Below are 22,257 nucleotides of genomic sequence, written 5' to 3' on the forward strand. Positions count from 1 at the left end.
TGCGCAGACCGGCGGTCTGCGGCAATTGCACCGATGACATGGCCGGGGGTCCGGCCCTTGCGTGGGGGTAGTGGTTCGATGCGTGCACTGAAGTGGCTGCTGTTCGTCGTCGTCATACTCGGCGTGCTGTTCGTGGTCGGCGACCGCGTCGCGGTGAGTTACGCCGAGAGCATGGCCGCGGACAAGATCCGCAGCAGCCAGGGACTGGAGAAGACGCCCGAGGTCTCGATCAAGGGGTTCCCGTTCCTGACCCAGGTCGCCGGGCGCAGCCTGACCGAGGTGGACGCCGAGCTCGGCGGGATGTCGGCCAGCGCCGACGGCCACACCCTGCGGGTGGAGAAGCTCAGCGCGCAGTTCCACGACGTGGCGCTGAGCAGCGACTACACCTCCGTCCAAAGCGCCGCCTCGGCCACCGGCAACGCCCGGATCTCGTACGCGGATCTGACCAAGGCGGCCGGCGGTGACGTCAAGATCGCCTACGCGGGCGAGAAGAACGGCCGCAGCCAGGTGAAGATCTCCCCGAACGTCCCGGTCCTCAACTCCCTCGAAGTGACCGGCTCGATCACCGTCTCCGGCAACACCGTCAGGCTGCGCGCCGACCAGATCCCGGCGATGTGCCGGGCCCTCCCCGCCTGCCAGTCCACCGTGCGCTCGCAGACCGACCATGTGTGGAAGCTGGACCAGCTGCCCGGCAACCTCAAGCTGGACAAGGTCGTGACGCAGCCGGACGGGATCTCCCTCACCGCCTCCGGCCACGATGTGAAGCTTCCCGGCTGACCGGCGTCTGCGGCATCCTGGTGCGGGCCGCCCCACCGGCCCGCACCGGCCGCACCGCCCCGCCCACCCTGATGCGCCGCCGGGGCCCTCGCGCGGCCCCGGCGCCCACCCCGTCCATCTACTGAGACGGCACCGTCCGCAGGCCAGACCCCCCACCTGCGCACCGCTTCCCCCGGCCCGGCCCGAACCCCCGGCCGGAGCCCTCCCATCCCACATCACGGACAATCGCGTCTCATTATTTGAGGCACCGGTGACACGCCCGGCCGGGCGTCCCTACGATCGGTCCCATGCAGAGCGCATGGAGCGGTCTCCGTCCACGGAGACAAGCGGTACTGACGAAGCGGCGGGCAGTCGACCTGTGCCGCGTCGCCGCCATGCTCTGTCGCCCTGCCTGACGGGGCTTTCGCTCCCCGTTTCTCACGGGCTCGGCCCCTCGGGCCGGCCCTCGCCCGTCCCGCGCAGCGCCGCGTGCCGCACCACGCCGTACCTATATCCCGCCAGACGGGGTGCCGCCACGCATATCCGGCCTACCCGCGGGCAAACCTGCCCCTGCACCGCCCCCCGCAACTGCCCCGGAGGAGAAGAACATGAGCCGTAGCGACGTCCTCGTAGACGCCGACTGGGTCGAGGCCCACCTCGAGGACCCGAAGGTCGTCCTGGTCGAGGTCGACGAGGACACCTCGGCCTACGACAAGAACCACATCAAGAACGCGGTCCGCATCGACTGGAAGAAGGACCTCCAGGACCCGGTGCGCCGCGACTTCGTCGACCAGGAGGGCTTCGAGAAGCTCCTCTCGGCGAAGGGCATCGCCAACGACGACACCGTCGTCCTCTACGGCGGCAACAACAACTGGTTCGCGTCCTACGCCTACTGGTACTTCAAGCTCTACGGCCACAGCAGCGTCAAGCTGCTCGACGGCGGCCGCAAGAAGTGGGAGCTGGACTCGCGCGACCTGGTCGACGGCTCCCAGGTCCCCAACCGCCCGGCCACCACGTACCAGGCCAAGGCCCAGGACACCTCCATCCGCGCCTTCCGTGACGACGTCGTCGCCGCGATCGGCAGCCTCAACCTGGTCGACGTGCGCTCCCCCGACGAGTTCAGCGGCAAGCTGCTCGCCCCGGCGCACCTGCCGCAGGAGCAGTCGCAGCGCCCCGGCCACGTGCCCAGCGCCCGCAACATCCCGTGGTCGAAGAACGCCAACGACGACGGCACCTTCAAGTCGGACGACGAGCTCACGAAGCTCTACCAGGAGGAGTCCGTCGACCTGGCGAAGGACACCATCGCCTACTGCCGGATCGGTGAGCGCTCCGCGCTGACCTGGTTCGTGCTGCACGAGCTGCTCGGCCAGACCAACGTCAAGAACTACGACGGTTCCTGGACCGAGTACGGCTCGCTGGTCGGCGTGCCGATCGAGCTCGGCGCCAACAAGTAATCCCGGCTCCGCCCCCCGGAGCTTCTCCCTTACCCCTCAAGGAAGTAACCCCATGTGTGGAGCACAGGCAGGCGGCCCCGACGCCTCGACCATCAAGCCCGGTGAGACCACGATCCAGGGCAGCGTGACCCGCGGCGGCGAGCCCGTCACCGGTTACGTCCGCCTCCTGGACAGCACCGGTGAGTTCACCGCCGAGGTGCCCACCTCGGCGACCGGGCAGTTCCGGTTCTACGCGGCCGAGGGCACCTGGACGGTGCGCGCACTGGTTCCGGGCGGCACCGCCGACCGTACCGTCGTCGCCCAGAAGGGCGGCCTGGCGGAGGTCGCGATCGCGGTCTGAGACCGCGCTTGTACGGCCGGAGGGCCGCACCCCAGGGTTTGGACGCCTTGGCGGGGTGCGGCCCTCCGTCCTTGTTGCGCGGCTTCTCACCGCCCACCGGCGGATTTACCGTGGACTCATGGACGCGCACGGCCGGCTGTCGGCGCCGCAACGCCGTCATCGCAGGTACTTCGTCCTGATGGGCGTGTGCCTGGTGCTGTTCGTGCTGGCGTGGAGCGTGGTGCGGCTGTGGTCCGTACCGGCCGCGGTGGCGATGTGCGTCGTCGCCATGGTCATTCCACCCGTCGCGGCGATCGTCGGCAACCGCCGGGAGCCCGGTGAACGCTGGTGGGACGAGTCCGGCGACCCGGAGTCCGACCGCTGGTGGCACGAGCTGGACGACCGGGACGACGAACAGCATCCCCAGTAAGGCGCCGCGGGGCGGTCAGTGCACGCGGGGCGCTCAGCGCACGCCGGGTGCTCAGTGCACGCGGGGCGGTCAGTACACCAGCGCCTGCACGCCCTCCGGCATGATCTCGCTGACGAAGACCTGGGCCCCCGCGATCCCCGCCTTGTCGATCAGGTCCTTCTGCTCGATGCCCCGCCGGGCCGCGCACTGGGTGCACACCGTGATCGACCCGCCGCCCTCAAGGATCCCGTCCATCAGCTCCGGCAGCGGGGCCGCATGCGGCAGTTCGAACTCGGCGGCCCGCCCCGGCAGCGCGAACCACGACGACTCCCCGGTCAGCCACAGCGACACCTCGACGCCGCTGGCCACCGCCACCGCCGCCACCGTGAACGCCTGCGAGCACCGCTCGGGCGCATCCGCACCCGCCGTCACCTTGATCACGAGCTTCTTCGCCATACGGCAAGACTAGGCCGCCCCGTGCGAGAGGGTTCCCCTGCTCCCTGAGACCTTGGCGCCAGACCTCAAGACCTTGGCGGCAGACCTCACAGCGCCACCGTCGGCGGCGCCGACTAGACTCACAGGCGGTCCCCGTTACACCTCACTCCCCAGGAGCGCGCTCGTGCTTGAGGCAGTCTTCACCACCCTGCTCGTCCTGGTCGCCGTCGGCGTGATCGCCTTCGCCGGCCTGACCTGGAAGAAGCTGTACCAGGGCCAGCGCTGAAGAATCCGCCCACCCGTCGCCCACCACCACCCTTCGTAGGAGCGCTTCGCGCGCCCCTGCCGATTCCCTCACTACAGATCGCCTGAGCTGATGATCGAGATCCCGTCCGACCTGAACCCGGCCCTGGTGCCGCTCGCCTTCCTCCTCGGCACCTGGGAGGGAGCCGGCGTCGCGGACTTCCCCGGCGCCGAGAAGTGCAACTTCGGGCAGGAGGTCACCTTCACCCACGACGGCCGTGACTTCCTGGAGTACCACTCGCACAGCTGGGTGCTCGACGGCGAGGGCAAGAAGGTCCGCCCGCTGGAGACCGAGAGCGGCTACTGGCGCATCGACAAGGACCGCAAGGTCGAGGTCGTGATGATCCGCGACCAGGGTGTGGTGGAGGTCTGGTACGGCGAGCTGGCCGACCAGAAGCCGCAGATCGACCTGGCCACCGACGCCGTCGCCCGCACCGCCGCCGCCGGCCCGTACAGCGGCGGCAAGCGGCTCTACGGCTATGTCAACAGCGACCTGATGTGGGTCGGCGAGAAGGCCACCCCCGAGGTGCCGCTGCGGCCGTACATGTCGGCGCATCTGAAGAAGGTCGCCGACCTCCAGCAGTGGGCCGAGAGCCTGCCCGACGACATGCCCGACGGGGTCTCCTTCTTCCGCCCGGACGGGACCCCGTACGAGGGCTGACCGGCCCTGTAGATGTGACGCGCCCCGCGGGGGAAGTCCGGTGAGAGTCCGGCGCTGACCCGCAACGGTAAGCGGAAGCTTTCCTTCCGCAAGCCCGATCGCCCGCGGCGGCGCCGGATCCTGACAACTCGCCGTGGACTGCGAGGGGACGCCGCGCGGCCGCACGCTCCGGGCCGCCGCCCCGTTTCCGTACGCCTTTGCGTACCGCTGTCGTACGCCCGCGGCCCGAGCCGAAGGCGTACGTCCCTTGGCACCCCCCTCCCGTACCACCGCCCTGGTGGCCGCCCTCTGCGCGCTCCTCGCCGGCTCCGTCCTGTGCGGCGTCGGCCTCGGCGCCGCCGGGGTGAGCTGGCCGCAGGTGCTGCGCTATCTGGGCGCCGGGCTCACCGGCGGCACCATCGGGGCCGACGAGGTCTCCGCGTACACCATCGTCTGGGAGCTGCGCTTCCCGCGGGCCGTGCTGGCCGCCGTCGTCGGCGCCGGCCTCTCCGCGATCGGCGTCGCCGTCCAGGCGCTGGTCCGCAATGCGCTCGCCGACCCCTTCGTCCTCGGCATCTCCTCCGGGGCCGCCGTCGGCGCCAATGCCGTCCTGCTCTTCGGGGCGCTCGGCGCGCTGGGCATCTGGGCGCTGTCGGTGTCGGCGTTCGTCTCCGCGCTGGTCGCCATGGCCCTGGTGTACGCCGCCGCCCGTACGGCGCACGGGCTCACCCCGCTGCGCCTCGTGCTGACCGGCACCGCGATGTACTACGGATTCTCCGCGGTCACCACGTTGATGGTCTTCACCGCGGACCGGGGCGAGGCGGCCCGCTCGGCGATGATGTGGCTGCTGGGCAGCCTGAGCGGGGCCGGCTGGGGCTCGGTGCCGATCGCGGCGGCCGCGGTGGCCGGCGCGCTGGCCCATCTGCTGCTGTCGGCCGGCCGGCTGAACGCGCTGGCCATGGGCGATGAGACCGCCGCCGCGCTCGGGGTGGACGCCGGCCGGCTGCGCCGCGAGCTGTTCGTCGTGGCCGCCGCGGTCACCGGGGCGGTGGTCGCGGTCAGCGGCGCGATCGGGTTCGTGGGGCTGATGGTGCCGCATGTGACGCGGATGCTGACCGGGGCCGATCACCGCCGGGTGCTGGCCGTCGCGCCGCTGCTGGGCGCGGTGCTGCTGGTGTGGGTGGACCTGCTGTCGCGGGTGCTGCTGGCGCCGGTGGAGCTGCCGGTCGGGGTGCTCACCGCCGTCCTCGGCGTGCCCTGCTTCGTCCTGCTGATGCGGCGGCGCGGCTACACCTTCGGGGGCGGCGCCTGATGCGGATCGACATCGAGGGCCTGTGCGTGGACGTGGCCGGGCGCCGCGTCCTGCACGACATCACGCTCCGGGCCGCGAGCGGCCGCGTCGTCGGCCTGGTCGGCCCCAACGGCAGCGGCAAATCGACCCTGCTGCGCTGCGTCTACCGCGCGCTGCGCCCGTCGGCCGGGACCGTACGGCTGGACGGCGCCGACCTGCACGCCATGGCTGCCCGGGAGTGCGCCCGGCTGCTGGCCGCCCTGCCCCAGGAGGCGCGCACGGAGTTCGACTTCACGGTGGCCGAGGTCGTCGCGATGGGACGGCTGCCGCATCAGCGCGGTTCGGGCCGGGCGAGCGCCGCGGACCGGGAGGTGTGCGAGCGCGCGCTGATCCGGGTCGGCGCGGCGCGGCTGGCCGGGCGCGGCTTTCTGAGCCTGTCCGGCGGCGAGAAACAGCGGGTGCTGATCGCCCGCGCGCTGGCCCAGGAGCCGCGAGTGCTGGTCCTCGACGAACCCACCAACCACCTTGACATCGCCCAGCAGTTGGAGGTGCTGGCGCTCGTACGGGAGGGGGGCAGCGGGTCCGGCGGCGGACTCACGGTGCTGACGGCGCTGCACGACCTCAATCTGGCCGCCGTGCACTGCGACGACCTCCATGTGATCGCCGAGGGCCGGCTCGTCGCCTCGGGACCGCCGCACGAGGTGCTCACCCCCGGACTGCTGGCCGAGGTCTTCGGCGTCCGGGCGCATCGCGTACGGCATCCCGAAACGGGCGCCGTACAGCTGCTGTTCGACCGTCTGCACCACCCCGAGTAAGGACCTCCTGCGCCCCATGAACATGATCCGGCACCACCTGCCCCTGCGCCGACGCCCCGCCGCCGCCCTGCTCGCCACCCTCGCCGCCCTCGCGCTGCCCGGCTGCGGCGCGAAGGTGGCCCCCGACTCCCGGCACACCGCCGGCCGTTCCCCCGTCACCGTCGTCAACTGCGGTGTGCCGACCACGTATGCGCGCCCGCCCCGACGGGTCGTCACCAACGACGTCGGTATCACCGAGCTGATGTTCGCGCTCGGGCTGGAGGACCGGATGGCCGGCTATGTCATGCCCGACGACAAGGGGGACGTCGACGCCGTCCCCTGGAAGGACGCGTACCGCGAGGTCCCCTGGCTGTCCAAGAAGACCCTCACCAAGGAAATCGCCCTGGACGCGAAGGCCGATCTGGTCATCGCGGGCTGGAACTACGGCTTCGGCGAGGACAACGGCCTGACCCCCGCCTCCCTGAAGAAGCTCGGCATCGCCGGCTACGTCCTGACCGAGTCCTGCCACCACGGCCGCGACGCCGCCGCCCGCGGGGTGATGCCGCCCCTGAAGGCGCTCTACACCGACCTGGAGAACCTCGGCCGGCTCTTCGGCGTGCAGGACCGGGCCCGCGCCCTGGTGGCGAGGTACAAGAAGCAGGTCGCCGACGCCGCCGCCAAGGCGCCCGCCCCCGCCCGCCGCCCCTCCGTCTTCCTCTACGACGACGGCCGCGACAAACCGCTGACCGCGGGCGCCTACGCCGGACCGCACGACATCATCACCAAGGCCGGCGGCGATCACGTCATGAAGGACCTCAAGGACTCCTGGACGACGGTCGGCTGGGAGACGGTCGTGGCCCGCGATCCCGATGTCATCGTCATCAACAACTACGGCGACACCTCCGCCGCCCAGAAGAAGGCGTTCTTGATGTCCTACGGTCCGCTGCGCAATGTCTCCGCGATCAAACACCACCGGATCTATGTGATGGACTACGCGGATCTGGTGGAAAGCCCCCGCAATCCGGCCGCCATCGCCCATCTGGCCCGCTATCTGCGCACCGTGGCGGCGGGTGGCTGACGCGCGGGCGCCCCGCGCCCCCGCCCTCCTACACTGGCTGTGTGGTGACCACCGACTGGCAGAGCGACCTCCGCAGGCGCGGGTACCGCCTGACCCCACAGCGCCAGCTCGTCCTGGAGGCCGTGGACAGGCTGGAGCACGCCACGCCCGACGACCTCCTCACCGAGGTGCGCAAGACGGCGGGCAGCGTGAACATCTCCACCGTCTACCGGACCCTGGAGCTGCTGGAGGAGCTCGGCCTGGTCAGCCACGCCCACCTGGGCCATGGCGCGCCGACGTACCACCTGGCCGACCGGCATCACCACATCCATCTGGTGTGCCGCGACTGCACCGAGGTCATCGAGGCGGATGTGTCGGTCGCCGATCCGCTCACGTCCCAACTGCGCAGCCAGTTCGGCTTCGATACGGATATGAAGCACTTCGCGATCTTCGGGCGTTGTGCGTCCTGCACCGAGAAGGCGGCGCACGAGGCCGCTGGTGAGGCCACCGGTGGGACCACCGGTGGGACCACTCGTGAGGCCCCTCGGAAGGACGCCTGAGCGCGCCGTAGGCTGGCTGCCATGAAGAGCCCACTGCTGTCGCTGCCCGGTGCCGTTCCCGCCGAGGCCCCCGACGAAGGCGTCGCCGCGCATTACGGCGATCTCTTCCGGGAGCAACGCGCCCTCGCCGACGGCTCCGGCTTCGTGGATCTTTCGCACCGCGGCGTGCTCGCCGTCAGCGGGCCCGAGCGGCTGAGCTGGCTGCATCTGCTGATCACCCAGCACGTCAGCGAGCTGCCGCCCGGCCAGGCCACCGAGGCCCTGATCCTGTCCGCCCACGGCCATATCGAGCATGCTCTCTATCTGGTCGACGACGGCGAGACCACCTGGATCCACACCGAGCCCGGCAACCAGGGGGCGCTGCTCGCCTACCTGGAGAGCATGAAGTTCTTCTACCGGGTCGAGGTCGCCGACCGCACCGCCGAGCTCGCCGTGGTCCATCTGCCGGCCGGTTCGATCGCCGAGGTGCCCGCGGACACCGTCGTACGGGAGACCCCGCAGGGCCGCGACCTCTTCCTGCCCCGCGCCGACCTGGAGTCCTTCGCGGCGGTCACCGGGCCGGCGGTCGGCATCCTGGCCCTGGAGGCGCTGCGCGTCGAGGCGCACCGGCCGCGGCTGGGCCTGGAGACCGACCACCGCACCATCCCGCACGAGCTGGGCTGGATCGGCACCGCCGTCCACCTCCAGAAGGGCTGCTACCGCGGCCAGGAGACCGTCGCCCGCGTCCACAACCTGGGCAAGCCGCCGCGCCGCCTGGTCTTCCTCCACCTGGACGGCAGCGAGGTGCACCTGCCCCCGCACGGCACGCCCGTCCGGCTGGCCGCCGACGGCGAGGAGGGCCGCCAGCTCGGCTTCGTCACCACCTCCGCCCGCCACCACGAACTCGGCCCCATCGCCCTGGCCCTGGTCAAGCGCAACGTGCCGGTGGACGCGGCCCTGCTGGCCGGGAACACGGCGGCGGCCCAGGAGGTCGTGGTCGAGCCGTAGCCGGATCCTGGCCGGCGGCCCGGCCCTGACGGTCGGCCGTGGCGGTCGGCCCTGGCGGCCAGCCGTCGCGGTCGGCCCTGGCGGCCAGCCGTGGCGGCTAGACCTCCACCAGCACCGTGAACGGCCCGTCGTTCGTCAGCGACACCTTCATCTCGGCGCCGAAGCGGCCGGTCTCCACATGGGCGCCCAGGGCGCGGAGTTGGTCGACGACCTCGTCGACGAGGGGTTCGGCGACGGGGCCGGGGGCGGCGGCGTTCCAGGTGGGGCGGCGACCCTTGCGGGCGTCACCGTAGAGGGTGAACTGGCTGATCACCAGGAGCGGGGCGCCATTGTCCGAACATGACTTCTCGCCCTGAAGGATCCGCACGGACCACAGCTTGCGGGCGAGCTGGGCCGCCTTCTCGCGGGTGTCCTCGTGCGTGACCCCCACCAGCACGCACAGCCCTTCTCCGACGATCTCGCCGACCGTCTCGCCCGCCACCTCGACCCGGGCCCCGTCCACCCTCTGTACCACTGCTCGCATACGCGCCATCATGCCCCGGGAGTCGCGGCGTTCGGACGCCCGTACCCCCGCAAGGGCCGTTCGGGTGCCCTCGCGCTGCACACGGACCGCCCAGAGTGGCACGATGCGTGCACGTGGTGCCTTTCACGGACAACATGCCCTGGATGCCGCACCGGACGAGGGGACGGAACGACCCATGACCACTGCCGACTCCGGGCAGACACCCGGTCCCGTACCAGCCGCCCGTACGACTCCGGCCGGCCGGGCGGCACCGGCCGCGCCCGTGTCCCCGGCGGGCGCCCTGGGACCGGCGGCCCCCAAAGGGCCCGTCCCGACCCCGCCCCCCACCGCCCTGACGACCACGGCAACGGCTCACCTGGAGCCCGCGCCCGCCCGCACCGAGGATGGCTCCATGCCCCAGGCAGGCCAGACGCAGCACTCCCGCCCGCCGCAGCAGCGCGACCGCTTCAGCCCCGTCGCCCCGCCCGATCTGCCCCGGCTGAGCCTGCCCGAGCTGCGGGTGGTGCGGCGCGACTCGCAGCAGGAGGAGGCCGATCTGAGCTATCTGCGGCGGCTGCTCCAGGGGCGGATCGACATCCTGCGGGCCGAGATGGCGCATCGGACCACCCCGCATTCCCCGCTGCTGGACCGCCTCCCGGAGATCCTCACGGACGTTCCGTCGCGCCATCGCTCCTCGGCCCGGCATGTGACGCTGGGCACCCCGCACAGCGAGGAGTACCGCCGGCTGGCCGAGGAGATGCTCGGCGAGGTCGAGCTGTCCGACCTGGGGGCGCGGACGGACGAGGAGCTGCACACCGCGATGGCGCGGCTGATCCGCTACGAGCAGCAGATCTCCCGGCGCCGCCAGTCACTCCAGCGGACGGCCGACGATTGCAGCGGGGAGATTGCCCGCAGGTACCGTGAAGGTGAAGCACAAGTCGACGACCTGCTGTCCTGACCGGCCACAAGCCTGGGGCGCGGGTTCTCCTCAGCCCTCCGGAAGGCCGCCCGATGACCTCGACCCGTCCGATATCCGACGAGATGGACGAGATTTCCGAAGCGGCACCTTCGCAGTCGCCGGAGTCCCCCGTCTCCCCCGTCCTCGCCGAGGTCGTCCGCTCCGGTTTCGTCGAGGGCCGCCACCGCGGGTCCCTGGTCGTGCTGGGCGCCGACGGGAGCGTGGAGTGGTCGCTGGGCGATATCGCCGCCCCGGTCTTCCCCCGCTCGACGAACAAGCCCATGCAGGCTGCGGCCGTACTGCGGGCCGGTCTGGACCTCGCGGACGAACGGCTGGCGCTGAGCGCGGCCAGCCACTCCGGCGAGCCCTTCCACCTCGACCTCGTGCGCACCATGCTCACCGAGCACGGCCTGACCCCCGAGCAGCTCCAGACGCCGCCCGACCTGCCGCTGGACCCGGCGGAGGCGGAGTCGTACCTGGCCGCGGGCAACGTCCGCGACCCGCTCGCCATGAACTGCTCCGGCAAGCACACCGCCATGCTGGCCGCCAGCGCCGCCAACGGCTGGCCGCTCGACTCGTACCTGGACCGGGACCATCCGCTCCAGCAGCTGGTGCTGGCGGGCGTGCGGGAGGCGAGCGGCGAGGACGTCGTGCACATCGGCACGGACGGCTGCGGCGCGCCCCTGATGTCGCTGTCGCTGACGGGGCTGGCCCGCGCCTTCCGCCATTTCGTCCTGGCCGCGCCCGGCACCCCCGAGCGCCGGGTCGCCGACGCCATGCGGGCGCACCCCGAGTACGTCGCCGGCACCCGCCGCCCGGACACCTGGCTGATGCAGGCGCTGCCCGGCACGCTGTCCAAGATGGGCGCCGAGGCCGTGCAGGCCCTGGCCCTGCCCGACGGCCGGGCCCTCGCGTTCAAGATCGACGACGGGGCGAACCGCACCCTGGGCCCGATCCTGGCGCGCGTCCTGCGCCGGATGGGCGTCGAGGACCCCGTTCTGGAGCGGATCGAGGACGTGCCGCTGCTGGGCGGCGGGGCCCGCGTGGGCGAGATCCGCGCGGCGTTCTGACGGCGGGGCGGGCGGCCCCGGCGTCCGCGTCCGCGGGAATGCCGGGGCCGCCCGCTCAGCGGCTCGCAAAATCCACACGACGTTCCGGGCCTGTGTGACTAGCGTGCCGTTATGAGCTCAGAGATACGGACGATCGGTGACGACGACCTCCACGACTGGTCCGTGGCCGTGCTGGCAGGCTTCCTCATGGGACCGACGGTCACCGAGGAGGACGTCGCATTCCGCAGGGGGAATTACGACCCCGAGCGGACCTTGGGCGCGTTCGACGGCGGCCGGTGCGTCGCCACCCTGCGCAGCTTCACGCAGGAGCTGACGGTGGTGGGCGGCGCGCGGGTGACCGCGGACGCCGTCTCGACCGTGACGGTCTCCCCCACCCACCGCCGCCGCGGGCTACTGACCCGGATGATGGCGAACGACCTGCGGGCCGCCAAGGACCGCGGCGACGCCGTCTCCACCTTGATCGCCGCGGAGTACCCGATCTACGGGCGCTACGGCTTCGGCCCGGCGACCCACACCGCCGGCTGGCTCATCGACACCGCCCGCACCGGGCTCGACCCGCGGCACGCCGTCCCGGAGGGCGGCGGCCGGATCGACTTCGCCACCGGGGAGGAGGTCCGCGGGTTCGGCCCCGCCCTCCACGACCGCTTCCGCGCCCGGAAGCCGGGGGCGGTCTCCCGGGGCGAGCGGTGGTGGCTGCGGAACACCGGCGCGATACGCCTGTCCCACGACCCGAAGCTGGACCTGCACCACGCCGTCTACCGTTCCCCGTCGGGCGAGATCGAGGGCCTGGCCAGCTACACGTACGACTCGACCTGGACGGCCGGGCGGCCGGACGCCACGGCGCAGGTCCAGCGGCTGATCGGCACCTCGCCCGCCGCCGAACGGGCCCTGTGGCAGTTCCTGTGCTCCATCGACTGGGTGCAGCGGGTCGACACCGGCCGCCGGGCCCCCGACGATCTGCTGCCGCACTTCCTGGGTGATCCGCGGGCGGCCGCCATCCAGGAGATCGCCGACTATCTGTGGCTGCGCCCGCTGGACGTCCCCCGTCTCCTGGAGGCCCGTACCTACCCGGTGGCCGGCAGCCTCGTCCTCCAGGTCGAGGACCGTGCCGGACTGGCCGGCGGCCGCTTCCTCCTGGAGGCCGGCCCGGAGGGCGCCAGCTGCACGCCGACCACCCGGTCCGCCGGACTGACCCTGGACGTGGGCGAGTTGGGCGCGCTCTATCTGGGCGATGCGACCGCCACCCGGCTGGCCGCACTGGGCCGGATCGGCGAGGAGCGGCCGGGCGCGCTCACCACCGCCGACACGCTGCTGCACACGGCGCGCCGACCGTGGTGCCCGGACATGTTCTGACCTGGCGGTTGCGAGCGTTGCCTGCCGCGTCCTCGGCCCGGCGGCCGCGACCGCTGCCGCGCGCCCACCGGCCTGCATAAGGTGGCGACGACAGACCATGTGCACCGGTGCGCCAGCGCACCTCGCGCACCGGGGCACCACCCATCACAGCAGGAGGCCGGCGACCATGAGCGACGCGAATTCCGAGCCGCGGGGGCCCGAGGCGATCGAGCACGCGCACGACCCCGAGGTGCTCCAGCTCGCGGCCAAGGTGTTCGACCTGGCGCGGCACGGTGACACCGACACCGTCGCCGCCTACGTGGACGCGGGCGTACCCGCCAACCTGACCAATGACAAGGGCGACTCCCTGGTGATGCTCGCCGCCTACCACGGCCATGCGGACACCGTGGAGGCCCTGCTCCAGCGCGGTGGCGACGCCGACCGGGCCAACGACCGGGGGCAGACGCCGCTGGCCGGCGCGGTCTTCAAGGGCGCGGACGAGGTCATCAAGGTCCTGGTCGCGCACGGTGCGGATCCGGCGGCGGGGATGCCGTCGGCGATCGACACGGCGCGGATGTTCGAGAAGACCGAGCTGCTGAAGCTGTTCGGCGAGGAGTGACGGCGCTGCCGTTCGGGGCGGGCGGACGGAACTGCGGGGCGGCCGGGGAGCGGCTTGACCTCAAGATTGCTTGAGGTTTTAGCGTCTGGGTCGACGGCCACACCGCCGCCGCGCACGGTCAGCCGTGCGCGCCCCGGACCCGAAGGATCCCCGCATGTCCGAGCACCGCTCCCCCTCCGAGCAGCGCCACACCCTCGCCGTGATCGTCGGCAGCACCCGGGAGGGCCGGTTCGCGCCCGTCATCGCGAACTGGTTCACCCGGCACGCCGAGACCCACCCCCATCTCGACGTCGACGTCATCGACCTGGACGCGATCCGCCCCTACACGCTGCGCCCCGGCACCGAGGCGTACGAGTCCTTCGCCAAGCGGGTCGACCAGGCGGACGCCTTCGTCGTGATCACCCCGGAGTACAACCATTCCTTCCCGGCCCCGCTCAAGCACGCGATCGATCTGCTGCACTCCCAGTGGCAGGCCAAGCCGGTGGGCTTCGTCTCGTACGGCGGGATCTCCGGCGGCCTGCGGGCGGTCGAGCAACTCCGCCTGGTATTCGCCGAGTTGCATGCCACCACGGTCCGCGAGACGGTCAGCTTCGCGCTCCCCGGCAACCCCTTCGACGACCGGGGCGAACTGCGCGATCCCGCCCCGGCCGCCAAGGCCGCCGACGCCCTGCTCCGGCAGCTGACCTGGTGGGCGCTGGCCCTGCGCGAGGCGCGACTGACTCGCCCGTACGGGGCCTAGGGCGCTTCTGATGGATCTCCGCGGCGTCGCGGCGCCTGGCACGCACGCTCGCGGCGTTGCCGAAATGTCCCCATAGCTCCGCTATGAAGACATCCCGGCGCCTTGCGATCGCACGCACCAGGCGCCGCTCCTTCCTCCACGGAGATCCGTCAGAAGCGCCCTAGCGCCACCGGCACATCGCTACCAGGTCTGCTCCCCCGCGGGCTGCCGGGTCGTCACGTTGAGGCGGTTGAAGAGGTTGGTCATCCCGATCCACAGGACCAGGGAGGCCAGTTGCCGCTCGTCGTAGTGCTCGGCCGCGGCATCCCAGATCGCGTCCGGAACCGGGTCGGGGCGGTCGGCCAGCCGGGTGGCCGCCTCGGCCAGTGCCAGGGCGGCGCGCTCGGCGTCGGTGAAGTACGGCGCCTCCCGCCAGGCGGCCACCGCATGCAGCCGCTCATCGGTCTCGCCCGCCTTCTTGGCGTTACGGGCGCCCAGATCCAGGCAGAAGCTGCACCCGTTGATCTGGCTCGCGCGCAGATGCACCAGCTCCAGCGTCGCCTCCGGCACACCCCCCTCCTTCGCCGCCTTGACCGCGCCCAGGAGCGGCTGCAAGGCGTTGGGGAGGACCGTGGCCGGGTTCTGAATACGTGCCGTCATCGCTGTTCACCTCAGGGTTCGTGGCCATCCGGCGCCGCCGGTGCGGCGCCTCCACCGGTCTGACGAACCCCGCGGGGAGAATGTGACCGCTCACGCCCCGTCGGCCGGCCGCTCCTGGAGGGCCCAGCCGTTGCCGTCCGGATCGCTGAAGTAGACGAAGGAGTTCCACGGCTCGCCCGGCCCGTCGGCCAGCGCCCCGTTCTCCACGTGCTGGACCGGCCCGGCCGCCACCCCGCGCGCCACCAACTGGGCGCGGGCCGCCGCGATATCGGGGACCACCAGCTGAAGCCCCTGCACGGAACCGGGCTCCGGCTCGGCGACCCCCTCACCCGCGGCGATGACGATGGAACAGCCCGACCCCGGCGGCGTCAGCTGCACGATACGGACGTCCTCGCCGACGCGGGTGTCGTGGTCGACCACAAACCCCATCTGCTCGCTGTAGAAGCGCTTCGCCCGGTCGACGTCGGTCACCGGGACCGGTACGAGTTCGAGCTTCCAGTCCATGGGCAAAAGTGTAGATACCGGATGCCGGGCGCGCACCGGCGCCCGGCGGACGGCGCCTACCGGGCGACGGCGCGGCCCCGCCCCACGGCCGTCGGCTCAGCGGCCCACGAACGTCAGGTTCACCTCGTCGTAGCGGGTACCGGCGACCTGCCCGGCCGGGGCGGCGGCGTCGATCGCCGCGAGGTCCTCGGAGGTCAGGTCCACGGCGAGCGCGCCGAGGTTCTCCTCCAGGTACTTCTGGCGGCGGGTGCCCGGGATCGGCACCACATCGTCGCCGCGGTGCTGCACCCAGGCCAGCGCGAGCTGTCCGGCGCTGACGCCCTTCTCGGCGGCCAGTTCGTTGAGCTTGTCCACGATGGCCAGGTTCTGCTCCAGGTTGCCGTCGGCGAACCGCGGCTGGGTCCGGCGCACATCCGACTCCGGCAGGCCCTCCACCGAGGTGTATCGCCCCGTCAGGAAGCCGCGCCCGAGCGGCGAGAAGGGCACCAGGCCGATGCCGAGCTCCCGGCACACCGGCGCGATCTCCTGCTCCAGATCGCGGGTCCACAGCGACCACTCGCTCTGGAGCGCGGCGATCGGGTGCACCGCATGCGCCCGCCGGATGGTCTCGGCGCCCGCCTCGGACAGCCCGAGGTGGCGCACCTTGCCGGCCGCGACGAGTTCGGCCATCGCGCCGACGGTCTCCTCGATCGGCACGTCGGGGTCGACACGGTGCTGGTAGTAGAGGTCGATGTGGTCGACGCCGAGACGGCGCAGCGAGGCGTCACATGCCTCCCGGACGTACGCGGCATCGCCACGGATCGCGGTGGGCTCGCCGAGACGGTTGGCGAAGCCGAACTTGGTCGCCAGCACCGCCTCGTCCCGCCGCCCGGCGATGGCCCGACCGATCAGCTCCTCGTTGTGCCCCGCACCGTAGAAATCGGAGGTGTCCAGCAGGGTCACACCCAGGTCGAGCGCCCGGCTGATGGTGGCGATCGACTGCGCGTCGTCGGACTCCCCGTAACCGTGGCTCATCCCCATGCAGCCGAGCCCCTGCGCGGAAACCGACAGCTCACCGAGGTGACGGGTGGGAATGTTCGTCATGCTGCTGCCTCCTGGCGCCGTACCGTGGAACGATCCCGGGCTCCCCCCGTGATCCGTGAGAAACGCTAGGAGTTGGAGCACACTCCAAGTCAACTGCCTTTCCCCGCGGTCGAGGTCGGCACCCTCGGGGCGTAGGCCCGCATCGGGTACCCTTGCCGTCCCCGCAGTGGACCGTCCGAGGAGGTGAGACCGATTCCCCGCCAGATCAGGCAGGTGCTCCCGTCTCACGCCGTACGGTCGGCCGGATACGCCGGACACAGGTGACCGTGCGACACAGGTGACCCGGGAGCGCCGCTCGGCGCCCCGAAAGGCTCACGGATTCGTATGCCGACCCACCGCTCCACCCCGCAGGCGTCCCACCGCCCGTCCCCCTCGTGCCGCCCCTACCCCGTCGGCTCCTGCGCCGGCTTCCCGCCGCGCCTCTCCCGCCCCGACGTCATCACCAGGCTCCGCGCCGCCGGCTGCGTCTTCGCCGAGGACGAGGCCGAGTTGCTCCTCACCACGGCCCGCACGCCCGCCGCACTGGCCGCCATGGTGGACCGGCGGGTCAGCGGTCTGCCCCTGGAACAGGTCCTCGGCTGGGCGGAGTTCGCCGGTCTGCGGGTGGCCGTCGACCCCGGGGTCTTCGTGCCCCGCCGCCGTACGGAATTCCTCGTCGGCCAGGCCGTCGCCCTCGGCCGCCGCGCCGCCCGCCCCGCCCCCGGCTCCACGGTCGTCGTCGATCTGTGCTGCGGATCCGGTGCGGTGGGTGCGGCGCTCGGTACGGCGCTGGAGCGGGTCGAGCTGTACGCGGCGGACATCGAGCCCGCGGCGGTGCGCTGCGCGCGGCGCAATGTCGCCGCGGTCGGCGGCACGGTGTACGAGGGGGACCTCTTCGCCCCGCTGCCCGCCGCGCTCCGGGGCCGTATCGACATCCTGGTCGCCAACGTCCCGTACGTACCGTCCGAGGAGGTCGGCCTGCTCCCCGCCGAGGCCCGCGAGCACGAACCGCTGGTGGCGCTCGACGGCGGCGCGGACGGGCTGGACGTGCTGCGCCGGGTGACCGCAGAGGCGTCCCGGTGGCTGGCGCCCGGCGGCCATCTGCTCGTCGAGACCGGCGAACGCCAGGCCGAACGGGCCGTCGAGGCCATGACCCGCGGCGGCCTGCTGCCCCGGGTCGCCGTCTCCGAGGAGCTCTGCGCCACGGTGATCATAGGAACCCGTCCCGGCGACGGCGCATCGTGCGGGCGCCCGGTGGCGGGACGCTAGAGGGCCAGTACGAGCGCGGCGCCCGCGCCCCCGAGACCCAGCGCGAAGGCCGCCTCGCGCCAGCCGCCCTTCCCCCAGCGGAACGGAAGGTCGAGGGAGAGCCGGCCGGGGCCGATCGCGGCGACGGCGAGGGCGACGGCCGTGATGCAGATGCTGTATTCCATGCCGCCGTTGAAGTCCCACAGTCCGTGCAGGGACGTGACGGTCACCATGGCGTTGATCATGACGCCGATCAGCGCCGCGGCCGCCAGCGGTGTGAACAGCCCCGCCGCCAGACCGAGGCCGCCGAGGAATTCGGAAAGGCCGCCGGTGACGGCGTACACCCTGCCGGGGTGGTAACCCAGCGCGGCAAATCCCCGGCCGGTGGCGGCCAGGCCGGGGCCGCCGAATATCCCGAAGAGTTTCTGTGCGCCGTGGCCCGCCATGATCAGGCCGACGGCGAGGCGGATGAGGAGCAGGCCGCAGTCACCGGCGGACACCGACGGCCGTGCTTGAGCGGCCGTCTCGGGTGTGGGGGAGGCACGCAGTCGCTCACCGATGCGTTTCATCGTGAGCCTCTTTCGTCGTTCTTACCCTTCAGCCTCTCACGCCGGCACGGCGGTACGGGAGCCGGTGTAGACACTGTCTACCTCTCCTGGTAGACAGTGTCTATGCCCACCTCGCATCCCCCCACTCCCCCTGCTCCCTCCGGCCCCTCCGGCTCCGCCGACGCCCAGGACGCGGGCCTGCGCGCCCGGCTGGTGGACGTCGGGGTCGACCTCGTCACCCGGGAAGGCATCCAGGCGCTGTCCCTACGGGAGATCGCCCGCCGGGCCGGGGTCTCGCACGGGGCGCCGCGCCGCTACTTCCCGACGCATCTGGCCCTGCTCTCCGCCATCGCCCGCCGCGGTTTCGCCGACCTGGCCGCCAGGACCGCCGAGGTACTGGGCGACAGTGGGGGTCACCAGGCCACCGACCAGGCCACCGACCGCGCCGCCGCCCGCGCGCAGCTCCGTGCGCTCGCCCGCGTCTACCTGGACTTCGCCCTCGCCCACCGCGGCATGTACGAGCTGATGTTCCGTCACGATCTGCTGGAGAGCAACGAGTTGGGTCTGCGCGAAACCAGCCTGCCGCTCTTCGGCGTACTCGTCGGGCTCATCGCCCGAGCGCGGCCGCAGCCGGACGAGGAGCGGGGTGCGGAGCCGGCCGTCATCGCGGGCGCGCTGTGGAGCAATCTGCACGGCATCGCCCAGCTCTGGGGCTGGGGCAGCCTCCCCCTCGCAACGGGCACCGACGAGGTCGAACCGCTGCTCCGCGCCGCGCTCGACGCCCACCTCGGCCCGGAGGCGACGGCCCGATGACCGCCCTCACGCACCCCACCCGGACCCCGCAACCCCTGCCGCCCCCGCACCGGCGCCGCCGCCGTCTCGTCCTCACCGGCAGCATCACCGGCGCCGTCATCGTCGCCCTCGACGGCACCGTACTGACCGTCGCCCAGCCCTCCCTCCAGCATGATCTGCACGCCTCCTTCGCCCAGGTGCAGTGGACCAGCACCGGCTATCTCCTCGCCGTGGCCGGTCTGCTCGTCTTCGCCGGCCGGCTCGGGGACCGTTACGGCCACCAACGGGTCTTCTCCGTCGGCATCCTGGGCTTCGGCGCCGCCTCGGCCGGCATCGGCCTGGCGTCCGGGATCGGCTGGGTGATCGCCCTGCGGATCGCCCAGGGCGTCTTCGGCGCGCTGCTCCAGCCGGCCACCCTGGGGATGCTGCGCGCCACGTACCCGCCCGACGCGCTCGGCATGCCCCTCGCGCTGCGGACCAGCGCCATCGGCCTGTCGGCCGCGGCCGGCCCGCTGATCGGCGGCGCGCTCACCGCCCACCTGGGCTGGCGGGCCGTCTTCTTCCTCAACGTCGTCCCCGCGACCGTCATCGGCGTCCTGGCGCTCCTCGTCCGGATGCCCGCCCCGCCCACGAGCGCGCCCGCCGCCCGGCCCCCGCTCGACCTCCCCGGCGCGGCCCTGCTCACGGTCGCCCTGGTGTCCCTGGTGCACACCCTCGTGGGCATACCGGAATCCGGCTGGACGGCCGCGACCGGCCTCGGACTCGCCGTGGCGGCGGCCGCCGGCGCCCTGTTCGTACGGCATGAACGGCGGGCCGCCGCCCCCATGGTGCCGCCGGGCGTCCTGGGGTCGGCGGCCGTCGCCTCGGCGCTCGCCCTCCTCCTCGCCGCCTCCGCGGCGATGTTCGGCGCGCTCTTCGTCGGCACGTACTTCTTGCAGGACGTCCTCGGACTGGACCCCTTCCAGAGCGGTCTGCGCGTCCTCCCGCTGGCCGCGATGATGGTCCTGAGCGCGCCCGCCTCGGCCGTCCTCCAGCGCCGCCACGGCCCTCGGCGCACGACCGCCGCGGCCATGACCCTGCTGGCCCTCGGCATCCTCCTCCTCGCCCTCGCCGCCCTCTCCCTCCCGGGCCGGTCCTGGACGACGCCGATGCTCGGCGGCGGATTTCTGCTGCTGGGCGCGGGGTTCGGCACCGTGATGGTCACCGCGACGGCCGTCATCGTGCGTCATGCCCCGGCGGCCGACGCGGGGGTGGCCGGCGGCCTCCAGCAGACCGCGATGAACACCGGCCCGGCACTGGGCGTCGCCACGGCGACCATGCTGCTCACCCTCACCGCCCACACCACCGCCGTCACGATGGGCACCACCCTCCTCACCCTGGCGGCCCTGCCCGCACTCGCCGCCCTGCTCACCACACAGTTGCCCGCTCACCCCAACTCCCCTTCACCAGATCGGCGGCGCTGACCGAAGACCGCCACAGCGGCCGGGTCTCCGACCTGACTCGCCCCGCACTCTTTTGCTAGCGCTTGCTTGCAATAGTTAGCACTGGCGTGCACCATGTACGCATGGCATCACTCAACGTCGGCAATCTCGGCGAGTTCCTGCGGGAGCAGCGGCGCACGGCGCAGCTGAGTCTGCGGCAGCTCGCGGATGCGGCGGGGGTGTCCAACCCGTATCTCAGCCAGATTGAGCGCGGCTTGCGCAAGCCGAGTGCGGAGATTCTGCAGCAGCTGGCGAAGGCTCTGCGGATTTCTGCCGAGACGCTGTATGTCCAGGCCGGGATCCTCGATGAGCGACAGGGGCTCGATGGAGTCGAGGTGCAGAGCGCAATACGCACCGATCCGTCGTTGAACGAGAAGCAGAAGCAGGTCCTGCTGCAGATCTATGAGTCCTTCCGTAAGGAGAACGGGCTCGGGAGCGGCGCGGACCGCACTGCGAACGGGCAGGAGAACGGGCGCGGTACGGACTCCCCGGAGTCAGAGGCCGACGGCGGCCCGCACGGCACCTGAGCAACCGAATTCGTTTCCAGGAGGAAGAACGTCATGCCCATCACCGATGACCTCCGCAAGACCCTCACCGATGCGACGCCGCTGTACGCCGCGGCGGGTGCCGTCGACCTGGCCGCCGAGAAGCTCGGCGAGGTGCCGACCCTCGTCGAGAAGATCCGCGTCGAGGCTCCCAAGCGCTTCGAGTCGGTGCGGGCCACCGACCCCAAGGAAGTGCAGGACCGATTCGCCAAGGGCGCGAAGGAGGTCCAGGAGAAGGTGACCGAGCTGGTGGGTTCGCTGGACGGCGACCTCAAGCGGCTGCGCGACCAGGCGCAGGAGGCCGCGCTCCAGGGCGTGGGCCGGGCCGCCGAAACCGCTGTGTGGATGCGCGAGCGGTATGACGAGCTGGCCGAGCGGGGCCGCGGCGCGGTGCAGACCTGGCGCGGGCAGACCGCCGACCACTTCGAGGAGCTGGCGGTGGCGATCGAGCCGGAGCCGGCCGCGAAGTCCGAGCCGCAGTCGCAGTCGACCGTGAACCACTCGACCGTCAACCACGACGCGAGCAAGCAGGAGACCGGGACGGCCAACGGGGCCAAGGCCGCGGACGGCAAGGCGGCCGGGTCGAAGAAGACCGCCCCGGCGGCGCGCAAGCCGGTGGCGAAGAAGACCACACCGCCCGCCGCGAAGTGACATCGCTCACCTAGCAGCGGGAGCGGAGCCGGGCCGGGCACACTTGGGGTGCCCGGCCCGTTGGTTGGGTACGGTGAGGCCGCACAGGCCGCACAAGACCGAGACCGAGAAAGCGAACGGGTGGTGGCAGCGTGCTGGTATTCGGCTTCATGGGCCTTCTGTACTGGGTCGGCAAGGCCCTGGGCGTGTACGCCGCCGTCATGCTGGTCGATGCCGCGGTGCGGCGCGAGGACGCCTATCGGGCGGCCGACAAGCAGAACAAGGGCATGTGGCTGATCTTCCTCGGGCTGGCCACGGCGCTGCTGTTCCTGATGCCGTTCACCGCGTTCCTGCCGATCCTCGGGCTGATCGCCGTGATCGTCTACACCGTGGACGTCCGCCCGGCGCTCCGCCAGGCCGCCGGTGGTGGCCGGGGCCCGCGCCGCGGCGGTTCCAGCTCGGACGGTCCGTACGGGCCGTACAACGGCGGACGGTGAGCGGGCGGGCGTAGGTGAGCGGGCGGGCGTAAGCGCCCGGCCGAGCCCACGGGTGCAAGCCCCGGGCCCCGTGAGACGTCAGGCCC

At 72.1% G+C, this 22,257-nt stretch carries 28 protein-coding genes; 22 read left to right on the forward strand and 6 right to left on the reverse strand.

Annotated elements, in window-relative coordinates:
* Positions 1–78: 78 nt before the first annotated feature.
* The 5 genes from SNA_RS36235 to SNA_RS36250 all read left to right on the forward strand — a co-directional run bounded on the left by SNA_RS36235 (position 79) and on the right by SNA_RS36250 (position 2,959).
* Positions 79–777: an LmeA family phospholipid-binding protein gene (locus tag SNA_RS36235; RefSeq protein WP_030069834.1), complete on the forward strand. Its 699-nt coding sequence runs from the start codon at positions 79–81 to the stop codon at positions 775–777.
* Between the two features lie 287 nt (positions 778–1,064).
* On the forward strand, positions 1,065–1,172 hold the full coding sequence (locus SNA_RS45400) for a putative leader peptide (protein WP_359112129.1): 108 nt from the start codon (positions 1,065–1,067) through the stop codon (positions 1,170–1,172).
* A gap of 192 nt (positions 1,173–1,364) precedes the next feature.
* Positions 1,365–2,210, forward strand: coding sequence for a sulfurtransferase (locus tag SNA_RS36240; RefSeq protein ID WP_030069832.1), 846 nt, complete (start codon positions 1,365–1,367; stop codon positions 2,208–2,210).
* Between the two features lie 52 nt (positions 2,211–2,262).
* The gene (locus SNA_RS36245; protein WP_030069830.1) at positions 2,263–2,550 is read left to right on the forward strand and encodes a DUF1416 domain-containing protein; all 288 of its coding nucleotides are present in this window, start codon (positions 2,263–2,265) and stop codon (positions 2,548–2,550) included.
* A gap of 118 nt (positions 2,551–2,668) precedes the next feature.
* Positions 2,669–2,959 (forward strand): DUF3099 domain-containing protein, encoded by a 291-nt coding sequence (locus SNA_RS36250; protein ID WP_030069829.1) that lies wholly within the window; start codon positions 2,669–2,671, stop codon positions 2,957–2,959.
* Positions 2,960–3,028: 69 nt separating this feature from the next.
* On the opposite strand, the gene SNA_RS36255 is transcribed toward SNA_RS36250, so the two are convergent.
* Positions 3,029–3,394, reverse strand: coding sequence for a DsrE family protein (locus SNA_RS36255; protein ID WP_030069827.1), 366 nt, complete (start codon positions 3,392–3,394; stop codon positions 3,029–3,031).
* Between the two features lie 355 nt (positions 3,395–3,749).
* Between SNA_RS36255 and SNA_RS36265 the strand changes: the two genes are divergently transcribed.
* From SNA_RS36265 to ygfZ, 6 genes are all read left to right on the forward strand, one after another.
* Complete coding sequence (locus SNA_RS36265) at positions 3,750–4,337, forward strand: heme-binding beta-barrel domain-containing protein (protein WP_044368603.1); 588 nt, start codon at positions 3,750–3,752, stop codon at positions 4,335–4,337.
* A gap of 247 nt (positions 4,338–4,584) precedes the next feature.
* On the forward strand, positions 4,585–5,628 hold the full coding sequence (locus SNA_RS36270) for a FecCD family ABC transporter permease (protein ID WP_030069819.1): 1,044 nt from the start codon (positions 4,585–4,587) through the stop codon (positions 5,626–5,628).
* The gene (locus SNA_RS36275; protein ID WP_030069816.1) at positions 5,628–6,422 is read left to right on the forward strand and encodes an ABC transporter ATP-binding protein; all 795 of its coding nucleotides are present in this window, start codon (positions 5,628–5,630) and stop codon (positions 6,420–6,422) included. Before SNA_RS36270 ends, SNA_RS36275 begins: the two co-directional genes overlap by 1 nt.
* 16 nt (positions 6,423–6,438) lie before the next feature.
* A complete protein-coding gene (locus SNA_RS36280) occupies positions 6,439–7,479 on the forward strand; it encodes an ABC transporter substrate-binding protein (protein ID WP_241779983.1) in 1,041 nt (346 codons plus the stop codon).
* Positions 7,480–7,520: 41 nt separating this feature from the next.
* Positions 7,521–8,018, forward strand: coding sequence for a Fur family transcriptional regulator (locus tag SNA_RS36285; RefSeq protein WP_044368604.1), 498 nt, complete (start codon positions 7,521–7,523; stop codon positions 8,016–8,018).
* Between the two features lie 21 nt (positions 8,019–8,039).
* Complete coding sequence (gene ygfZ / locus SNA_RS36290; RefSeq protein WP_044368605.1) at positions 8,040–9,005, forward strand: CAF17-like 4Fe-4S cluster assembly/insertion protein YgfZ; 966 nt, start codon at positions 8,040–8,042, stop codon at positions 9,003–9,005.
* Positions 9,006–9,102: 97 nt separating this feature from the next.
* Here the strand turns inward: ygfZ and dtd are convergent, their stop codons facing one another.
* Positions 9,103–9,528 carry a D-aminoacyl-tRNA deacylase gene (dtd, locus tag SNA_RS36295; protein WP_030069809.1) on the reverse strand — a complete coding sequence of 142 codons (426 nt, stop codon included), beginning with the start codon at positions 9,526–9,528 and terminating at the stop codon, positions 9,103–9,105.
* A 391-nt stretch (positions 9,529–9,919) separates the two neighbouring features.
* Between dtd and SNA_RS36300 the strand changes: the two genes are divergently transcribed.
* From SNA_RS36300 to SNA_RS36320, 5 genes are all read left to right on the forward strand, one after another.
* Complete coding sequence (locus SNA_RS36300) at positions 9,920–10,465, forward strand: RsiG family protein (protein ID WP_030069807.1); 546 nt, start codon at positions 9,920–9,922, stop codon at positions 10,463–10,465.
* 53 nt (positions 10,466–10,518) lie between these two features.
* Complete coding sequence (locus SNA_RS36305) at positions 10,519–11,535, forward strand: asparaginase (RefSeq protein WP_044368607.1); 1,017 nt, start codon at positions 10,519–10,521, stop codon at positions 11,533–11,535.
* 111 nt (positions 11,536–11,646) lie between these two features.
* Positions 11,647–12,888: a GNAT family N-acetyltransferase gene (locus SNA_RS36310; RefSeq protein ID WP_044368608.1), complete on the forward strand. Its 1,242-nt coding sequence runs from the start codon at positions 11,647–11,649 to the stop codon at positions 12,886–12,888.
* Positions 12,889–13,054: 166 nt separating this feature from the next.
* On the forward strand, positions 13,055–13,486 hold the full coding sequence (locus tag SNA_RS36315; RefSeq protein ID WP_030069800.1) for an ankyrin repeat domain-containing protein: 432 nt from the start codon (positions 13,055–13,057) through the stop codon (positions 13,484–13,486).
* A gap of 154 nt (positions 13,487–13,640) precedes the next feature.
* Positions 13,641–14,225, forward strand: coding sequence for an NADPH-dependent FMN reductase (locus tag SNA_RS36320; protein ID WP_044368609.1), 585 nt, complete (start codon positions 13,641–13,643; stop codon positions 14,223–14,225).
* Positions 14,226–14,405: 180 nt separating this feature from the next.
* Here the strand turns inward: SNA_RS36320 and SNA_RS36325 are convergent, their stop codons facing one another.
* The 3 genes from SNA_RS36325 to SNA_RS36335 all read right to left on the reverse strand — a co-directional run bounded on the left by SNA_RS36325 (position 14,406) and on the right by SNA_RS36335 (position 16,451).
* On the reverse strand, positions 14,406–14,864 hold the full coding sequence (locus SNA_RS36325) for a carboxymuconolactone decarboxylase family protein (protein WP_030069794.1): 459 nt from the start codon (positions 14,862–14,864) through the stop codon (positions 14,406–14,408).
* Between the two features lie 90 nt (positions 14,865–14,954).
* The gene (locus SNA_RS36330; RefSeq protein ID WP_030069791.1) at positions 14,955–15,368 is read right to left on the reverse strand and encodes a VOC family protein; all 414 of its coding nucleotides are present in this window, start codon (positions 15,366–15,368) and stop codon (positions 14,955–14,957) included.
* Between the two features lie 96 nt (positions 15,369–15,464).
* On the reverse strand, positions 15,465–16,451 hold the full coding sequence (locus SNA_RS36335; protein ID WP_030069789.1) for an aldo/keto reductase: 987 nt from the start codon (positions 16,449–16,451) through the stop codon (positions 15,465–15,467).
* A gap of 324 nt (positions 16,452–16,775) precedes the next feature.
* On the opposite strand from SNA_RS36335, the gene SNA_RS36340 reads away from it, so the two are divergent.
* Positions 16,776–17,699: a putative protein N(5)-glutamine methyltransferase gene (locus SNA_RS36340; protein ID WP_030069787.1), complete on the forward strand. Its 924-nt coding sequence runs from the start codon at positions 16,776–16,778 to the stop codon at positions 17,697–17,699.
* Here SNA_RS36340 and SNA_RS36345 read toward each other — a convergent pair.
* Positions 17,696–18,247 (reverse strand): DoxX family protein, encoded by a 552-nt coding sequence (locus SNA_RS36345; RefSeq protein WP_030069786.1) that lies wholly within the window; start codon positions 18,245–18,247, stop codon positions 17,696–17,698. The two genes, SNA_RS36340 and SNA_RS36345, sit on opposite strands and share 4 nt — an antisense overlap.
* A 102-nt stretch (positions 18,248–18,349) precedes the next feature.
* Between SNA_RS36345 and SNA_RS36350 the strand changes: the two genes are divergently transcribed.
* The 5 genes from SNA_RS36350 (at position 18,350) to SNA_RS36370 (ending at position 22,171) form a co-directional block, all read left to right on the forward strand.
* The gene (locus SNA_RS36350) at positions 18,350–19,039 is read left to right on the forward strand and encodes a TetR/AcrR family transcriptional regulator (protein WP_078970449.1); all 690 of its coding nucleotides are present in this window, start codon (positions 18,350–18,352) and stop codon (positions 19,037–19,039) included.
* The gene (locus SNA_RS36355; protein WP_044368610.1) at positions 19,036–20,481 is read left to right on the forward strand and encodes an MFS transporter; all 1,446 of its coding nucleotides are present in this window, start codon (positions 19,036–19,038) and stop codon (positions 20,479–20,481) included. Before SNA_RS36350 ends, SNA_RS36355 begins: the two co-directional genes overlap by 4 nt.
* Positions 20,482–20,582: 101 nt before the next feature.
* Positions 20,583–21,026: a helix-turn-helix domain-containing protein gene (locus SNA_RS36360; protein WP_030069778.1), complete on the forward strand. Its 444-nt coding sequence runs from the start codon at positions 20,583–20,585 to the stop codon at positions 21,024–21,026.
* A gap of 33 nt (positions 21,027–21,059) precedes the next feature.
* Positions 21,060–21,695 (forward strand): hypothetical protein, encoded by a 636-nt coding sequence (locus SNA_RS36365; RefSeq protein ID WP_030069776.1) that lies wholly within the window; start codon positions 21,060–21,062, stop codon positions 21,693–21,695.
* 131 nt (positions 21,696–21,826) lie between these two features.
* Positions 21,827–22,171, forward strand: a complete 345-nt coding sequence (locus tag SNA_RS36370; RefSeq protein WP_030069774.1) for a DUF2516 family protein — start codon at positions 21,827–21,829, stop codon at positions 22,169–22,171.
* The last annotated feature ends 86 nt before the right edge of the window (positions 22,172–22,257 follow it).

The organism is Streptomyces natalensis ATCC 27448 (genome assembly GCF_000935125.1).
Lineage (GTDB): Bacteria > Actinomycetota > Actinomycetes > Streptomycetales > Streptomycetaceae > Streptomyces > Streptomyces natalensis.

What these genes read in the sequence shown, in the direction of transcription:
- SNA_RS36235 (WP_030069834.1), top strand. Translation starts at nt 79, where the DNA reads ATGCGTGCACTGAAGTGGCTGCTGTTCGTCGTCGTCATACTCGGCGTG.
- SNA_RS45400 (WP_359112129.1), top strand. Translation starts at nt 1,065, where the DNA reads ATGCAGAGCGCATGGAGCGGTCTCCGTCCACGGAGACAAGCGGTACTG.
- SNA_RS36240 (WP_030069832.1), top strand. Translation starts at nt 1,365, where the DNA reads ATGAGCCGTAGCGACGTCCTCGTAGACGCCGACTGGGTCGAGGCCCAC.
- SNA_RS36245 (WP_030069830.1), top strand. Translation starts at nt 2,263, where the DNA reads ATGTGTGGAGCACAGGCAGGCGGCCCCGACGCCTCGACCATCAAGCCC.
- SNA_RS36250 (WP_030069829.1), top strand. Translation starts at nt 2,669, where the DNA reads ATGGACGCGCACGGCCGGCTGTCGGCGCCGCAACGCCGTCATCGCAGG.
- SNA_RS36255 (WP_030069827.1), bottom strand. Translation starts at nt 3,394, where the DNA reads ATGGCGAAGAAGCTCGTGATCAAGGTGACGGCGGGTGCGGATGCGCCC.
- SNA_RS36265 (WP_044368603.1), top strand. Translation starts at nt 3,750, where the DNA reads ATGATCGAGATCCCGTCCGACCTGAACCCGGCCCTGGTGCCGCTCGCC.
- SNA_RS36275 (WP_030069816.1), top strand. Translation starts at nt 5,628, where the DNA reads ATGCGGATCGACATCGAGGGCCTGTGCGTGGACGTGGCCGGGCGCCGC.
- SNA_RS36280 (WP_241779983.1), top strand. Translation starts at nt 6,439, where the DNA reads ATGAACATGATCCGGCACCACCTGCCCCTGCGCCGACGCCCCGCCGCC.
- ygfZ (WP_044368605.1), top strand. Translation starts at nt 8,040, where the DNA reads ATGAAGAGCCCACTGCTGTCGCTGCCCGGTGCCGTTCCCGCCGAGGCC.
- dtd (WP_030069809.1), bottom strand. Translation starts at nt 9,528, where the DNA reads ATGCGAGCAGTGGTACAGAGGGTGGACGGGGCCCGGGTCGAGGTGGCG.
- SNA_RS36300 (WP_030069807.1), top strand. Translation starts at nt 9,920, where the DNA reads ATGCCCCAGGCAGGCCAGACGCAGCACTCCCGCCCGCCGCAGCAGCGC.
- SNA_RS36305 (WP_044368607.1), top strand. Translation starts at nt 10,519, where the DNA reads ATGACCTCGACCCGTCCGATATCCGACGAGATGGACGAGATTTCCGAA.
- SNA_RS36310 (WP_044368608.1), top strand. Translation starts at nt 11,647, where the DNA reads ATGAGCTCAGAGATACGGACGATCGGTGACGACGACCTCCACGACTGG.
- SNA_RS36315 (WP_030069800.1), top strand. Translation starts at nt 13,055, where the DNA reads ATGAGCGACGCGAATTCCGAGCCGCGGGGGCCCGAGGCGATCGAGCAC.
- SNA_RS36320 (WP_044368609.1), top strand. Translation starts at nt 13,641, where the DNA reads ATGTCCGAGCACCGCTCCCCCTCCGAGCAGCGCCACACCCTCGCCGTG.
- SNA_RS36325 (WP_030069794.1), bottom strand. Translation starts at nt 14,864, where the DNA reads ATGACGGCACGTATTCAGAACCCGGCCACGGTCCTCCCCAACGCCTTG.
- SNA_RS36330 (WP_030069791.1), bottom strand. Translation starts at nt 15,368, where the DNA reads ATGGACTGGAAGCTCGAACTCGTACCGGTCCCGGTGACCGACGTCGAC.
- SNA_RS36335 (WP_030069789.1), bottom strand. Translation starts at nt 16,451, where the DNA reads ATGACGAACATTCCCACCCGTCACCTCGGTGAGCTGTCGGTTTCCGCG.
- SNA_RS36340 (WP_030069787.1), top strand. Translation starts at nt 16,776, where the DNA reads ATGCCGACCCACCGCTCCACCCCGCAGGCGTCCCACCGCCCGTCCCCC.
- SNA_RS36345 (WP_030069786.1), bottom strand. Translation starts at nt 18,247, where the DNA reads ATGAAACGCATCGGTGAGCGACTGCGTGCCTCCCCCACACCCGAGACG.
- SNA_RS36350 (WP_078970449.1), top strand. Translation starts at nt 18,350, where the DNA reads ATGCCCACCTCGCATCCCCCCACTCCCCCTGCTCCCTCCGGCCCCTCC.
- SNA_RS36355 (WP_044368610.1), top strand. Translation starts at nt 19,036, where the DNA reads ATGACCGCCCTCACGCACCCCACCCGGACCCCGCAACCCCTGCCGCCC.
- SNA_RS36360 (WP_030069778.1), top strand. Translation starts at nt 20,583, where the DNA reads ATGGCATCACTCAACGTCGGCAATCTCGGCGAGTTCCTGCGGGAGCAG.
- SNA_RS36365 (WP_030069776.1), top strand. Translation starts at nt 21,060, where the DNA reads ATGCCCATCACCGATGACCTCCGCAAGACCCTCACCGATGCGACGCCG.